The organism is Pseudomonas sp. TMP9 (assembly GCF_037943105.1).
In the GTDB taxonomy this organism is placed as follows: domain Bacteria; phylum Pseudomonadota; class Gammaproteobacteria; order Pseudomonadales; family Pseudomonadaceae; genus Aquipseudomonas.
In genome coordinates this window covers 2133793-2147500 of sequence record NZ_CP149803.1, presented here as the reverse complement: position 1 = coordinate 2147500, position 13708 = coordinate 2133793, and the positions used below count along the sequence as shown (strand labels likewise).

At 54.8% G+C, this 13708-nt stretch carries 10 protein-coding genes and 2 rRNA genes (1 of these 12 cut by a window edge); 4 read left to right on the top strand and 8 right to left on the bottom strand.

Annotated elements, in window-relative coordinates:
- The 3 genes from WF513_RS10270 to WF513_RS10260 form a co-directional block, all read left to right on the top strand.
- Positions 1–1658: ribosomal RNA gene (locus WF513_RS10270) — 23S ribosomal RNA — on the top strand (it extends 1232 nt beyond the left edge of the window).
- A 134-nt stretch (positions 1659–1792) separates the two neighbouring features.
- Positions 1793–1908, top strand: a 5S ribosomal RNA gene (gene rrf, locus WF513_RS10265).
- A 274-nt stretch (positions 1909–2182) separates the two neighbouring features.
- Positions 2183–3331, top strand: coding sequence for an acyl-CoA dehydrogenase family protein (locus WF513_RS10260; RefSeq protein ID WP_339079282.1), 1149 nt, complete (start codon positions 2183–2185; stop codon positions 3329–3331).
- A 71-nt stretch (positions 3332–3402) separates the two neighbouring features.
- Here WF513_RS10260 and WF513_RS10255 read toward each other — a convergent pair whose 3' ends face one another.
- Positions 3403–3615 (bottom strand): cold-shock protein, encoded by a 213-nt coding sequence (locus WF513_RS10255; protein WP_069516724.1) that lies wholly within the window; start codon positions 3613–3615, stop codon positions 3403–3405.
- A 374-nt stretch (positions 3616–3989) separates the two neighbouring features.
- Positions 3990–4874, bottom strand: a complete 885-nt coding sequence (locus WF513_RS10250) for an SDR family NAD(P)-dependent oxidoreductase (protein WP_339079281.1) — start codon at positions 4872–4874, stop codon at positions 3990–3992.
- Positions 4875–5200: 326 nt separating this feature from the next.
- Between WF513_RS10250 and WF513_RS10245 the strand changes: the two genes are divergently transcribed.
- Positions 5201–6760 carry a cation:proton antiporter family protein gene (locus WF513_RS10245; RefSeq protein ID WP_339079280.1) on the top strand — a complete coding sequence of 520 codons (1560 nt, stop codon included), beginning with the start codon at positions 5201–5203 and terminating at the stop codon, positions 6758–6760.
- Between the two features lie 46 nt (positions 6761–6806).
- Here WF513_RS10245 and WF513_RS10240 read toward each other — a convergent pair whose 3' ends face one another.
- The 6 genes from WF513_RS10240 to WF513_RS10215 form a co-directional block, all read right to left on the bottom strand.
- Positions 6807–7622, bottom strand: coding sequence for an ion transporter (locus WF513_RS10240; RefSeq protein ID WP_339079279.1), 816 nt, complete (start codon positions 7620–7622; stop codon positions 6807–6809).
- A 239-nt stretch (positions 7623–7861) separates the two neighbouring features.
- A complete protein-coding gene (gene fnr / locus WF513_RS10235) occupies positions 7862–8596 on the bottom strand; it encodes a fumarate/nitrate reduction transcriptional regulator Fnr (RefSeq protein WP_339079278.1) in 735 nt (244 codons plus the stop codon).
- Between the two features lie 190 nt (positions 8597–8786).
- Complete coding sequence (gene hemN / locus WF513_RS10230) at positions 8787–10169, bottom strand: oxygen-independent coproporphyrinogen III oxidase (RefSeq protein ID WP_339079277.1); 1383 nt, start codon at positions 10167–10169, stop codon at positions 8787–8789.
- Between the two features lie 104 nt (positions 10170–10273).
- Positions 10274–10957 (bottom strand): sulfite exporter TauE/SafE family protein, encoded by a 684-nt coding sequence (locus WF513_RS10225; protein WP_339079276.1) that lies wholly within the window; start codon positions 10955–10957, stop codon positions 10274–10276.
- On the bottom strand, positions 10950–11168 hold the full coding sequence (gene ccoS / locus WF513_RS10220; RefSeq protein ID WP_339079275.1) for a cbb3-type cytochrome oxidase assembly protein CcoS: 219 nt from the start codon (positions 11166–11168) through the stop codon (positions 10950–10952). The genes WF513_RS10225 and ccoS overlap by 8 nt, the downstream gene beginning before the upstream one ends.
- Before the next feature lie 72 nt (positions 11169–11240).
- The gene (locus tag WF513_RS10215; protein ID WP_339079274.1) at positions 11241–13706 is read right to left on the bottom strand and encodes a heavy metal translocating P-type ATPase; all 2466 of its coding nucleotides are present in this window, start codon (positions 13704–13706) and stop codon (positions 11241–11243) included.
- Positions 13707–13708 lie beyond the last annotated feature (2 nt).

Here is a 13708-nt window from a genome sequence, read left to right as displayed (position 1 = left end):
AGTGCGAATGCTGACATGAGTAACGACAATGGGAGTGAAAAACTCCCACGCCGAAAGACCAAGGTTTCCTGCGCAACGTTAATCGACGCAGGGTGAGTCGGCCCCTAAGGTGAGGCAGAAATGCGTAATCGATGGGAAACGGGTTAATATTCCCGTACTTCTAATTACTGCGATGGAGGGACGGAGAAGGCTAGGCCAGCACGGCGTTGGTTGTCCGTGTTTAAGGTGGTAGGCTGATTTCTTAGGTAAATCCGGGAGATCAAGGCCGAGAACTGATGACGAGTTATCTTTTAGATGACGAAGTGGTTGATGCCATGCTTCCAGGAAAAGCTTCTAAGCTTCAGGTAATTAGGAACCGTACCCCAAACCGACACAGGTGGTTAGGTAGAGAATACCAAGGCGCTTGAGAGAACTCGGGTGAAGGAACTAGGCAAAATGGCACCGTAACTTCGGGAGAAGGTGCGCCGGTGAGGGTGAAGCATTTACTGCGTAAGCCCATGCCGGTCGAAGATACCAGGCCGCTGCGACTGTTTATTAAAAACACAGCACTCTGCAAACACGAAAGTGGACGTATAGGGTGTGACGCCTGCCCGGTGCCGGAAGGTTAATTGATGGGGTTAGCTAACGCGAAGCTCTTGATCGAAGCCCCGGTAAACGGCGGCCGTAACTATAACGGTCCTAAGGTAGCGAAATTCCTTGTCGGGTAAGTTCCGACCTGCACGAATGGCGTAACGATGGCGGCGCTGTCTCCACCCGAGACTCAGTGAAATTGAAATCGCTGTGAAGATGCAGTGTATCCGCGGCTAGACGGAAAGACCCCGTGAACCTTTACTATAGCTTTGCACTGGACTTTGAGTTTGCTTGTGTAGGATAGGTGGGAGGCTTTGAAGCGTGGACGCCAGTTCGCGTGGAGCCAACCTTGAAATACCACCCTGGCAACCTTGAGGTTCTAACTCTGGTCCGTTATCCGGATCGAGGACAGTGTATGGTGGGTAGTTTGACTGGGGCGGTCTCCTCCTAAAGAGTAACGGAGGAGTACGAAGGTGCGCTCAGACCGGTCGGAAATCGGTCGTAGAGTATAAAGGCAAAAGCGCGCTTGACTGCGAGACAGACACGTCGAGCAGGTACGAAAGTAGGTCTTAGTGATCCGGTGGTTCTGTATGGAAGGGCCATCGCTCAACGGATAAAAGGTACTCCGGGGATAACAGGCTGATACCGCCCAAGAGTTCATATCGACGGCGGTGTTTGGCACCTCGATGTCGGCTCATCACATCCTGGGGCTGAAGCCGGTCCCAAGGGTATGGCTGTTCGCCATTTAAAGTGGTACGCGAGCTGGGTTTAGAACGTCGTGAGACAGTTCGGTCCCTATCTGCCGTGGACGTTTGAGATTTGAGAGGGGCTGCTCCTAGTACGAGAGGACCGGAGTGGACGAACCTCTGGTGTTCCGGTTGTCACGCCAGTGGCATTGCCGGGTAGCTATGTTCGGAAAAGATAACCGCTGAAAGCATCTAAGCGGGAAACTTGCCTCGAGATGAGATCTCACTGGAACCTTGAGTTCCCTAAAGGGCCGTCGAAGACTACGACGTTGATAGGTTGGGTGTGTAAGCGCTGTGAGGCGTTGAGCTAACCAATACTAATTGCCCGTGAGGCTTGACCATATAACACCCAAACAATTTGATGTTTGCGTGTCTCTATGAAGACTGCAACAGCCGAAAATTTGCACAACTACAAACCAAAGACATCACATACCTAATTCGGAGCAGCGTCTAACGACGGTACTCCAGCTGAATCGCTTGACGACCATAGAGCATTGGAACCACCTGATCCCATCCCGAACTCAGTAGTGAAACGATGCATCGCCGATGGTAGTGTGGGGTTTCCCCATGTGAGAGTAGGTCATCGTCAAGCACCTATACCAAAACCCCCGATCAGGAAACTGGTCGGGGGTTTTACTTTGCGCAGCCGAAAACAAACCGTACACATGTGAGCCTTTGATAGGCAACGGCCTGCGTGCCATGCTGAATGGGGTCCTAAACTGCCGTTCACTTTAGGTCCGGCTCAATTTCGGTTGGCTGCCCGAGCGGCTAAATATTCACGGCCTTCAGTCGTGTCTGATCGATAATTTTCTTGTAAACCAAGCAAGCGCTTGGTAATTTTGTTAAAACATTAACGGAATTATCCTATGTCTGCCTTTCAAGAGTACTTTGATGATTCTCATCAGTTAGTTCGTGATTCAGTCCGGCGTTTTGTCGAGCGTGAAATCTTGCCGCATATTAATGACTGGGAAGAGGCTGAAGAGTTTCCACGCGAGCTTTATCTGAAGGCAGGTGCTGCAGGAATTCTCGGTATTGGTTATCCGGAAGCATTTGGTGGTAGCCACGAGGGTGATGTATTTGCCAAGGTTGCTGCTAGCGAGGAGCTAATGCGCTCGGGCTCTGGCGGCCTAGTGGCAGGGTTAGGCTCTTTGGATATTGGCTTGCCGCCTGTAGTCAAGTGGGCTAAACCTGAGTTGCGTGAGCGTATTGTCTCGCAGGTGCTTTCCGGTGAAAAAATCATGGCGTTGGCGGTCACAGAGCCTTCCGGTGGTTCAGATGTGGCTAATCTTAAAACCCGCGCTGTGCGTGACGGAGACTTCTATCGTCTGAGTGGTAGCAAAACTTTTATCACCAGTGGTATTCGCGCTGACTACTACACGGTTGCAGTGCGTACTGGTGGTGAGGGTTTTGGTGGAGTTAGCTTGCTTGTGGTGGAGAAGGGTACACCCGGATTTACAGTCGGACGTAAGCTGAAAAAAATGGGGTGGTGGGCGTCGGATACTGCTGAGCTGTTTTTTGACGACTGTCGAATTCCGGTCAGTAACTTAATCGGCTCTGAAAACATGGGCTTTGCCTGCATCATGTCCAACTTTCAAAGCGAGCGCTTGTCGCTGGCTCTGATGGCCAACATGACCGCAGAGTTAGCGCTTGAGGAGGCACTTAAGTGGGCTAAGCAGCGTGAGGCTTTCGGCAAGCCAATCGGTAAGTTTCAAGTGCTGAAGCATCGCTTGGCGGAGATGGCGACACAGCTTGAGGTGTCGCGCGATTTTACCTACAGGCAAGCCGCTAAGATGGCTGCGGGTAAAAGTGTGATTAAGGAAATATCCATGGCCAAAAATTTTGCTACTGATGTAGCCGACCGACTCACTTATGATGCGGTACAAATAATGGGTGGCATGGGCTATATGCGGGAAAGCTTAGTTGAGCGCCTTTACCGAGACAGCCGCATTCTGTCGATCGGTGGTGGCTCGCGCGAGATCATGAACGAGATCATCAGCAAGCAGTTAGGTCTATAAGCTCGTACTTGCAAGTGGCAGATAAAACAAACCCCGCGAGCGCGGGGTTTATTTTAAAGCAGGACAGGAGCTTAAGCTACCTGTACCTCTTCAGCTTGCATACCTTTCTGACCGCGAGCGGCCACGTAGGTAACAGTCTGGCCTTCTTTCAGGCTTTTGAAACCGTCGCTTTGGATAGCTTTGAAGTGAACGAAGAGATCATCGCCGCCATTAGTTGGGGTAATGAAGCCGAAGCCTTTCTCATCGTTGAACCATTTGACGGTGCCAGTTTCGCGATTTGCCATGGTGTGTCTCTTAAATCAGTACGAATTGCGGTGCCAGAGTGCTCATAGCACCTATGCGGTTTTGCTGATAACTACAAGAAGTCAGCACGGACATAATAGGCCGTTTTTTCGGTAAGTGTTGGGTTTAAGACCAATTATTTTATTTTTCCCCCCTCGTAACCTACCAAGCCCCCAGATTACTGGGCTGCACGGCGGTGACGCAGATGATAAAGGGTGTTGCCAAGCTCACTAAAGCATCGTCGGGATGCAGATAAAAGCTCAAAAGGCATCTGATAGCTGATTGTCGCAAGCATCCAAACGCGCCACACACGCTGCTTCTGGACTCAAGCACGTTGCATGCTCTTCAGTACTGCTACTTACGAGAATTGAGCGTGCTAATCCGACGCTGTTTGAGTTTTCTTGCTTGGGTCTTTAGGGGCATAGCGAGCAGCTAGACGCATGGAGGCGACCACTAGGCGTTGATAGAGTGATGGCAAAAGGCGTTGCATAGCATCCAAGACATAAGCATCCGGCCCGATCAGAATTCGTCGCTTGTCCGCCAGTACGCCTTTGATAATGGTGTGGGCCGCTTTTTCCGGCGTGGTCCGCAGCAGTTGATCGTTGAACTGCTGACGAGCTTTATCCGCTTCCTGACCTGTGATGTTGGCAAGGCTGGCATTCATGCGAGCTGTCGTGGCGATATTGGTTTTGATCCCTCCAGGGTGAACGCAGCTGGCTGATATGCCGTAATCGGCCATGTCCAATTCTTGACGTAGGGACTCGGTAAACCCGCGAACAGCAAACTTGCTAGCGTTATAGGCGCTCATGCCCGGCTGAGCGAAAAGGCCGAAGATGCTGGATATGTTGACAATATGGCCGCTGCCGGAGGCTTTGATGTGTGGCAGAAAGGCTTTGGTGCCGTTGACCACGCCCCAGAAGTTGATGTTCATGACCCATTCATAATCGGCGAAGTCATTGCCCTCGACTGTTCCGCCTTGGGCGACCCCAGCATTATTGAAGATGGCGTTGACCCCGCCATGCTCTGCTACTACCTGCTCGGCCCAAGCGTGAACTGCTTCACGGTCAGCCACGTTGACGAGATGCTCGCTGACTTTGACGCCCAGCGTACGTGCTTGGGCGGCAGTTTCGGCCAGCCCCTCAGCGGCTACATCGCTGAGTGCTAACTGGCATCCTTGACGGGCTAGAGCTAATGCAAGTGAGCGACCGATGCCGGAGCCTGCTCCGGTAATAGCAGCAACCTTATTTTTGAACGATTTCATGCATCGGCCTCATGGCTAATCAATTTGGTAGCGTTTTCCGCATTGGGTGTGCTTTTAGCAAGTCAATAATAGACCTGTGGGGTTAATCTGCGCGTTGACCATCACGGTTAAGCGTTGATGGACCCACGGCTCGATTATGAAGCCGTTTAACGCGGTTCGGCTGGGTTAGTGCTTGAAGGTCTCAACACTGCAGGCGATGCCGCCATGGCTGATGTTGGTCAATATTGCCGAAGCCCTCTACCCGTATCCTACTGAATTGATTCGCTCGTTTATTTGAACTGCTTGTATGGTTCGCCAGTATGGACCCTCGCTGATAAGGATTACTGATGATTGAGGCTGCTTGGATCGCCTTTGCCTTTGGCATGGGACTGGCTGCTCGAGCCGTGGGGTTGCCACCTTTGGTTGGCTACCTGGGAGCAGGTTTTGCGTTGGCCGCGATAGGTGAGCAGCTGGGCATTGGACCGCATGACAGTGCTGCGCTGCAGCACATTGCCCATCTGGGTGTGTTGCTGTTGTTGTTTACCGTGGGCCTAAAGCTGAAACCGAGTAATCTTTTACGCCGTGAAGTCATTGTCGGCGGGTTGCTGCACTTCATTATTTCCAGTCTTTTATTCCTCTCAGCAATCATGCTGTTGCTCGATTTACCTTGGGATCAGTGCTTATTGTTGGCGATGGCCCTGTCCTTTTCCAGCACCGTGCTGGCAGCCAAAGTGCTCGAAAGCAAACGCGAACTGCGTGCGTTCCATGGGCGCGTAGCGATTGGCATCTTGGTGATTCAGGACATGATCGCTTTACTGGTAATGAGCTTGGCTGCAGGCGATCTGCCTTCGCCTTGGGCATTGTTGGTGTTTGGCCTGCCGCTGTTACGGCCGCTGTTATTTCGCTTGCTGGATGCCAGCGGCCACGATGAACTGATGTTATTGCTCGGTCTGCTCTTAGCCCTTGCCGCCGGCGGTTTTGGTTTTGAGCAATTGGGCCTTAGTTCGGAATTAGGCGCCCTTGCATTCGGCGCTTTGTTGGCGAAACACAAGCGAGCAACCGAGCTGTCCAACTCCCTTTGGGGCATCAAGGAAATGTTCCTGGTTGGTTTCTTTCTGCAGATAGGCATTGGCGGCCTTCCGGATGCTAACGCGTTGACGTTTGCACTGGTGATGACGCTGTTATTACCGCTCAAGGGCGTACTGTTCTTCTTTCTGTTTCTGCTCTTCCGCTTGCGCGCGCGTAGCGCCTTTCTCAGCAGCGTGAGCCTGACCAACTACAGCGAGTTCGGCTTAATCATGGCGAGTGTGGTGTTGCCGCAGTGGATGGTTCCATTAGCCATAACGGTGGCGCTGTCATTTGTTATTTCAGCTCCCCTTAATCGCATGGCGCACCCGCTTTACGAGCGCTGGGCTAAGCGGCTGATTGCTCTGGAGCGCAATATCCGTCACCCCGATGAGCAGCCGTTGTCGTTGGGCGATACACAGGCAGTGATAATGGGCATGGGTCGGACAGGGCGCGCGGCTTACGATTATTTAAAGGAGCAGGGCTATCGGGTCGCAGGGCTCGACTCCGACCCCATGGTAATTGAACAGAGCACTGCTGCAGGGCGCCAAGTGATGTTTGCCGATGGCGAGGACCCGATGTTCTGGCAGCATCTCGACATGCCAAAAGTGGACGCAGTGATCCTGACGCTCAGTGACGAAGAGGGCAAAATTATTGCAACGAAAAAGCTACGAGACCGCGGCTTCAGTGGTTTGGTGGTATCCCATGCGATGTATGAAGACATCGCTCAGCGTATCCAGGAAGCAGGCGCTGATCGAACCTATCTAACTATGAGTGAAGCCGGATCGGGCTTAGCTGAGCACGTGATCCAAACGCTGGAAAAGCGCGCCGAAGCCTCCTGATCGGCATCTGATGTTGCCGCTGCTTGGCGCAATCCAGTGTTTTGATTCAGCGTTGTTGGCGCAACTCAGCAACTTCGGCGCGCAGGGCGCGCAGCTCATCCAGCAGCAACTGTTCGGTAGGCGAAGGCGGGGCCAGCTTGGCTTCCTGTTCGTGGTTGGTTTGCATCGCATTAACGATCACGGCGATAAACAGATTAAGCATCATAAACGTCGCAATCAGGATAAACGGCAGGAAGTACATCCATGCCAGCGGGAAAGTTTCCATGACGGGGCGCACGATACCCATCGACCAACTCTCTAGGGTCATCACTTGGAATAAGGTGTAAAGGCTGGCGCCGAGGCTGCCAAACCACTCGGGGAACGCCGCACCGAACAGCTGAGTGGCCATCACCGCCGCTACGTAGAACACAAGGCCTAACAGCATGGCGATGCTGCCCATGCCTGGCAGTGACGACAGCAACGCTTCGACGACCCTGCGCATGTTCGGGTTGATTGAGATCAAGCGCAGCACGCGCAAGACCCGCAGCGCACGTAACACGGCGAACGGTCCGCTGGAGGGGACCAAGGCGACGCCCACCACTAGGCAATCGAATACTGCCCAAGGGTCGCGTAACAGGCCTAGACCGCGGGCAACAAATCGCAGCGCAATTTCAATAATAAACACGGTGAGGATCAGCTGATCCAGCGCTATGAGTACGTCACCCCATTGAGCCATCAGTCCGGGATAGGTTTGTATACCGAGAATGGCAGCGTTGAGAATAATCAGGGTCGTGATCAGGCGGACGACAGTCTTGCTTTCCATCATCGCAGCAAGGCGCAGGCGCCAGTGAGTAGGCAGCGGGTTAATGGGCATTTCATTCATGGTGTGTGTACTTGAGTGAGTAGTGGCGCAAGTGGGATCGCGAACGCCAGTCGGCCCTCAACATGAGGTATTGCGGTCAGGGATTGGCGACAGATTTTGAGCTTCGTCGGGGGCGAAGCTGGCTGGAATGATAGTACGAAAAATCACCCCGCTTCGGTGAAATCTGCGACCGGGTGGATCAGGATTTTGCTACTGCGTTTGTCCAAGAACGCCAGCTAAACCCTGCCTTTTCCGCTCAATCAGCCGTCAAGGTTGCCGCCGGCTAAAGCGCACAACTCAATAGGGTCGAGAATATGCACTTCTTTGCCTTCTGCTTCGAGTAATTGGTTGTGTTGGAAGCGGGTAAACACGCGCGATACGGTTTCCACGGCTAAACCCAAATAGTTGCCTATTTCATTGCGCGACATGGCCAGGCGGAACTGATTAGCCGAGAAGCCGCGTGCACGGAAACGTGCTGACAGGTTGACTAGGAAGGTGGCGATGCGTTCGTCGGCGGTTTTTTTCGACAACAGCAGCATCATCTGCTGATCGTCGCGGATCTCGCGGCTCATGATGCGCATCAATTGACGGCGCAGTTGCGGTAACTGTACCGATAATTCATCGAGGCGCTCGAAGGGGATTTCACACACCGAAGTGGTTTCTAAGGCCACGGCTGAGACGGGGTAGCTATCACTGTCCATGCCGGAAAGCCCAACCAGCTCGCTGGGCAGATGGAAGCCGGTGATTTGCTCATCGCCACCGTCACTTAGGCTGAACGTTTTCAGTGCGCCGGAGCGTACGGCATACACAGAGTTGAATACATCACCCTGACGGAACAGAAATTCGCCCTTTTTCATTGGGCGGCCGCGTTTGACGATGTCGTCGAGCGCGTCCATGTCTTCTAGGTTCAGGGAAAGCGGCAGGCACAAACTCGCCAGGCTGCAATCCTTGCAATGGGCTTGATGTGGGCTATGCAACTTGATGCTTTCGGACATCACTAACCATCCTGAGTTAAACGCACACGGGCCGTAAGGGTAACGCAGGCCGATAGGGCAGGGCCACTACGATGCATCTCTGCGAGGGGTTTCAGCCTTGCAGAGTGCCGCTAACCAGTGCATTCAGGTGAGTCAGTAAATATTGACCGTGGTTAAATCAAGGATGGGCGCAGTTGTTTTCAGGGAACAATTAGATGACTCGGGAAAAACGCTGTTGGTTGACTTCGCTGAGGTAGCGGTCAAACAGCATGCACAGCGAGCGCACCAGTAGACGACCTGCAGGCCGTACGTGGATGCTCTGGGCGGTCAGTTCGATCAGCCCATCACTAGCCATTTGTTGCAGTTGCGGCCAGATCTCGGTGAAGTAGGTGCGAAAATCGATGGCATAAGCCTGTTCGATATCGGCAAAGCGCAAATAGAAATGACAGATCAATTGCTGGATGACTGCGCGACGTAGACGGTCGTCAGCGTCGCAGTGCAAGCCGCGTAAGGTAGCTAGCTCGCTAATCCCAAGGCTTTCTTGGTATTTGCTGAGGTCGCTGTTGTTTTGGCAATAAAGGTCACCAATCTGGCTGATTGATGACACGCCAAGGCCCAGCAGGTCGCAGTGGCCATGGGTGGTGTAGCCTTGGAAGTTTCGTTGCAGGCTGCTGTCTTCTTGAGCGCTGGCCAGTTCGTCATCGGGTAGGGCGAAATGATCCATGCCGATGTAGCGGTAACCAGCAGCCGTCAGTTGTTCAATGCTGGCATGCAACATGGTGAGCTTATCCCCAGCGCTGGGCAGGTCGCTGGTGTTGATGCGCCGCTGTGGCATGAAACGCTCCGGCAGGTGAGCGTAATTGAACAGCGACAGCCGGTCAGGCTGCAGCGCAATGATTTCAGCTACGGTAAGGGCGAAACGCTCTGGAGTTTGCAGCGGCAGGCCATAGATTAAGTCGATGTTTACCGAGCGAAACTGCAAGGTGCGCGCGGCTTCGACGATGGCGCGGGTTTCTTCAAGGGTCTGTAAGCGGTTAACCGCCCGCTGCACTGTCGGGTCCAGATCCTGTACGCCCAGGCTGACGCGGTTAAAGCCCAAATCACGGAGCAAGCCCATGGTTGACCAGTCAGCTTCACGCGGGTCGATTTCAATGCTGTAGTCGCCCGAGTCGTCATCCAGCAAATTGAAGTGCTTTCGCAGATGGCCCATTAGATGGCGTAATTCATCATGGCTGAGGAAGGTCGGTGTTCCCCCACCAAAGTGCAGCTGCTCAACCTTTTGCTGTGGGTCCAGATGGCGACTGATGATCTCAATTTCGCGCTCGAGTTTTTCCAGGTAGGGCTGAGCGCGGCCGCGATCTTTGGTGATGACCTTATTGCAGGCGCAGTAGTAACAAATGTGCGCACAGAAGGGGATGTGCACATACAACGACAGGGGTCGCAATGCTTTGCGGCTTTCGCGCAGGGCATGCAGCAGGTCGAACTGGCTGATGCGTTCATGGAACTGCACAGCAGTGGGGTAGGAGGTATAGCGCGGGCCGGCCTGATCGTAACGACGGATCAAATCAGTGTCCCACTGGATAGCGTTAAGCATACGGGTATTCCCGGTCTGGCTTTGAATGCCGGGAAGTCTAAAGGTGACGTGCTTGGGGTGTTTTGACCTGCATCAAGGCACCGTGTGCCGTGCTCATTGGCTACTTAGTGACCCATTAACCAATGCTGATGCGGACCGGGCAGGGTCCACAGGCCGAACAGGATCACCAGAATACCGCCAGCCATGCGCACACCTTGTTTACGTAGCAAGGCAGTCAGGCGCTCAGCAGCCATGCCGGTTGCCAGCAGCACAGGCATGGTGCCGAGGCCAAAGGCAAACATCAGTGCAGCACTTTCGAGCGCGTTGCCTTGGCTCGCGGCCCACAGCAGCGTGCTGTAGACCAGGCCGCAGGGCAGCCAGCCCCACAAGCTGCCCAGTGCCAAGGCGCGGGGCACGCTGGTGACGGGCATAAAACGTCGGGTCAGCGGCTGGATATATCGCCACAAGCCGCGGCCTAGGGCTTCAATACGGGTCAGACCGCTCCACCAGCCGGCTAGATAAAAACCCATGGCAATCAGCAGCAATGCGGCAACCACGCGTAAGCCTGTGACCAGTGGACCTGCGGCCAGTGCCCAACCCGCTAGGCCGAGGAGCAGACCCGCCACGCTGTAACTGAGGATGCGTCCCAGGTTATAGGCAAGGAGCAATTGAAAGCGCTGTGCGCGTTTTTCGGCCGGTATGGCCATGGTCAACGCGCCCATCAGCCCGCCGCACATGCCCAAGCAATGACCTCCGCCGAGCAGGCCGAGGATCATCGCTGAGACTAACAGCGGCAATAGCTCAAGCATGAGGCGGCTTCTGTGAGTCTTGGTCCGCGTCTTGTTGCTGTATTTGTTTCACTGCTGCTTGGTGCTTAGGGTCTTCGTCGTCAAACAGAATGCTGTGAGCCGGTCCGTCGAGGTCGTCGTACTGACCGCTGTCCACCGCCCAAAAGAACAGCCAGATGGCGAAACCCACCAGCGCGATAGCGACCGGGATCAGGATATAGAGCGCGATCATAGGATCTCCGGATGAGTCGGGTTGCAGATGATGTAGCGATGAGCCTGATGCAAAGCCTAAGGTGCTGATGCTTCAGGCGTTGCCAGAAGCCTTTACAGGCTTAGCTTCGCCGCTAGGGCTCTCAACCGGGTTCGTTTGGTGAACGTGAGTCAGACGCAAGGCGTTGAGCACCACCAGCAATGAGCTAACAGACATGCCCAACGCTGCCCAGATTGGCGTGATCCAGCCGATGGCCGCGAAGGGCAACACCAATCCATTGTACAGGCTGGCCCACGTGAGGTTTTCGATGATGATGCGCCGGGTTCGTTGCGCCATGTGTAGTGCGTGGACCAGACTGCTTAGGCGGTTAGACAGTAGAACCGCGTCCGCGCTGGTTTTGGCCAAATCGGTGGCACTGCCCATGGCCACGCTAATGTCAGCGGCAGCCAGCACAGGCACATCATTGACACCATCACCGAGCATCAACACGCGGCGGCCTTGACTGTGCAGGTGTTTGAGCACCTCGAGCTTGGCATCCGGCGTTAGCCCGCCACGTGCATCATCAATACCCAGTTGCCGCGCCACTTCCGCGACCATCGGCGAGCTGTCACCAGACAGCAACATGATTTGCCAGCCTTTGGCTTTGGCCATATTGATTAATTGCGGTGCATCATCGCGCAGGCGATCATCCAGTACGAACCACGCCAAGGGGCCTTGCTCATCGCCCAGCAGCAGCCATTGGCCGTGTTCGCCAGTGATTGGGGGGACGGGCTGCGCGCTCAGTGCGCAGACGAAGCGAGCCTCGCCAATGCGCAGTAAACGCTCACCCACACGCCCTTGCAGGCCTAAGCCTGGATGGCTTTCAACGTCTCGTGCAGCCTCACCTGCTTGGCCAAATGCGCGGGCAATCGGGTGTTCTGACCGGTTTTCTAAGGCTGCAGCGAGAGCCAAGCAGCTGTCGCCATCCAGCTCACGCAACGGCTGGATGGTGCTAAGTGTTAGACGGCCTTCAGTCAAGGTGCCGGTCTTATCCAGCACTAAGGTGTTGATTTGGTTCAAGCCTTCGAGCACGTGGCCGCGAGTTAGCAGCATACCCAGTTTATGCAGGGAGCCGGTGGCAGCGGTGAGTGCGGTGGGCGTGGCCAAGGCTAAGGCGCAAGGACAAGTGGCGACCAACAATGCTAAGACGATCCAGAAGGCGCGCGATGGATCAAGCTGCCACCAGACCAAGCCAACGATGGCCGCAACCACCAAGACAATCACTAAAAACCACTGCGCAACCTGATCGGCGATGACTGCTAGCCGAGGCTTATCAGTTTGAGCGCGCTCGAGTAGGCGCACGATAGCTGACAATCGTGTGGCGTCGCCAAGGGCTTGAACTTCTACGCTAAGTGGCCCTTCGACGTTCAGTGTGCCAGCGGTAACGTTGTCGCCGACATTGCGCGGCAGTGGCAGGTACTCACCGGTCAATAGTGATTCATCCACACTCGACTGGCCTTGCACAATACGCCCGTCAGCCGGCAGCAAAGCCCCCGGCGGCACTAATATGAGGTCACCGATAGACAGTTCACGCAGCAGGATGCGCTGGCTTTGGCCGCTAGCATCTAAACGCAGGCAGGATGCGGGCAGCAAGTTAACCAGCTGGGCAGTCGCTGCCGCCGTGCGCTCACGAGCGCGTCGTTCAAGGTAGCGGCCAGCCAAGAGGAAGAGAGCAAACATGCCCACAGCGTCGAAATACAGCTCACCTTGACCAGTGACGGTTGACCAAATGCCCGCTATGTAAGCGCCGCCGATGGCCAGGGATACGGATACATCCATGGTCAGGTGGCGGGTGCGCAGGTCGCGCAGGGCGCCGCGGAAGAACTGTCCGCAACAGTAGAAAACGATTGGTGTGGTGAGAAATAGACTGACCCAGCGCAGGATCTTATCCAGCTCGGGAGACAAATCGATATTGAATTCTGGCCAAGTGGCCATGCTTGCCATCATCACCTGCATCCACAGCATGCCGGCGACGCCGAGTTGGCGCATGGCGCGACGATTTTCTTGCTGCAGCTGTTCGGCGGCAGCATCGGCCTGCCAAGGGTGAGCGGCGTAGCCAATTTTGCGCAATGCTTTGAGCAGGCTGCTGAGCGGCAATTGACTGTCAGTCCAGCGCACCTGCAAACGGTGGTTGGACAAGTTGAGATGGGCTTCACTGATGCCGGGCAAACCGCGCAGGTGCTTCTCAATTAACCAGCCACAGGCAGCGCAACTGATGCCTTCGATCAGCAGGCAGATATCACTGAGCTCACCGTCATGTTCGACAAAAGGTTGCTGCACATCGCTGCGATCATAGAGCGCCAGTTCATCAGGCAACGCTTGAGGCAGGCTTTGCGGGTTGGCGGCGCTTTCGCTGCGGTGTGTGTAATAGTGCTCAAGGCCACCATCAACGATAGCTTCAGCTACTGCTTGGCAGCCCGGGCAGCACATTTCCCGGGTTGCACCCAGTACGATAGCCTGAAAGCGGTTGCCGCCGGGGGCGGGCAAACCGCAGTGATAGCAGGGGGTGGGGTTGGCCATCA

Coding starts and splice junctions, on each gene's coding strand:
- WF513_RS10260 (WP_339079282.1), top strand. CDS start 2,183: ATGTCTGCCTTTCAAGAGTACTTTGATGATTCTCATCAGTTAGTTCGT.
- WF513_RS10255 (WP_069516724.1), bottom strand. CDS start 3,615: ATGGCAAATCGCGAAACTGGCACCGTCAAATGGTTCAACGATGAGAAA.
- WF513_RS10250 (WP_339079281.1), bottom strand. CDS start 4,874: ATGAAATCGTTCAAAAATAAGGTTGCTGCTATTACCGGAGCAGGCTCC.
- WF513_RS10245 (WP_339079280.1), top strand. CDS start 5,201: ATGATTGAGGCTGCTTGGATCGCCTTTGCCTTTGGCATGGGACTGGCT.
- WF513_RS10240 (WP_339079279.1), bottom strand. CDS start 7,622: ATGAATGAAATGCCCATTAACCCGCTGCCTACTCACTGGCGCCTGCGC.
- fnr (WP_339079278.1), bottom strand. CDS start 8,596: ATGTCCGAAAGCATCAAGTTGCATAGCCCACATCAAGCCCATTGCAAG.
- hemN (WP_339079277.1), bottom strand. CDS start 10,169: ATGCTTAACGCTATCCAGTGGGACACTGATTTGATCCGTCGTTACGAT.
- WF513_RS10225 (WP_339079276.1), bottom strand. CDS start 10,957: ATGCTTGAGCTATTGCCGCTGTTAGTCTCAGCGATGATCCTCGGCCTG.
- ccoS (WP_339079275.1), bottom strand. CDS start 11,168: ATGATCGCGCTCTATATCCTGATCCCGGTCGCTATCGCGCTGGTGGGT.
- WF513_RS10215 (WP_339079274.1), bottom strand. CDS start 13,706: ATGGCCAACCCCACCCCCTGCTATCACTGCGGTTTGCCCGCCCCCGGC.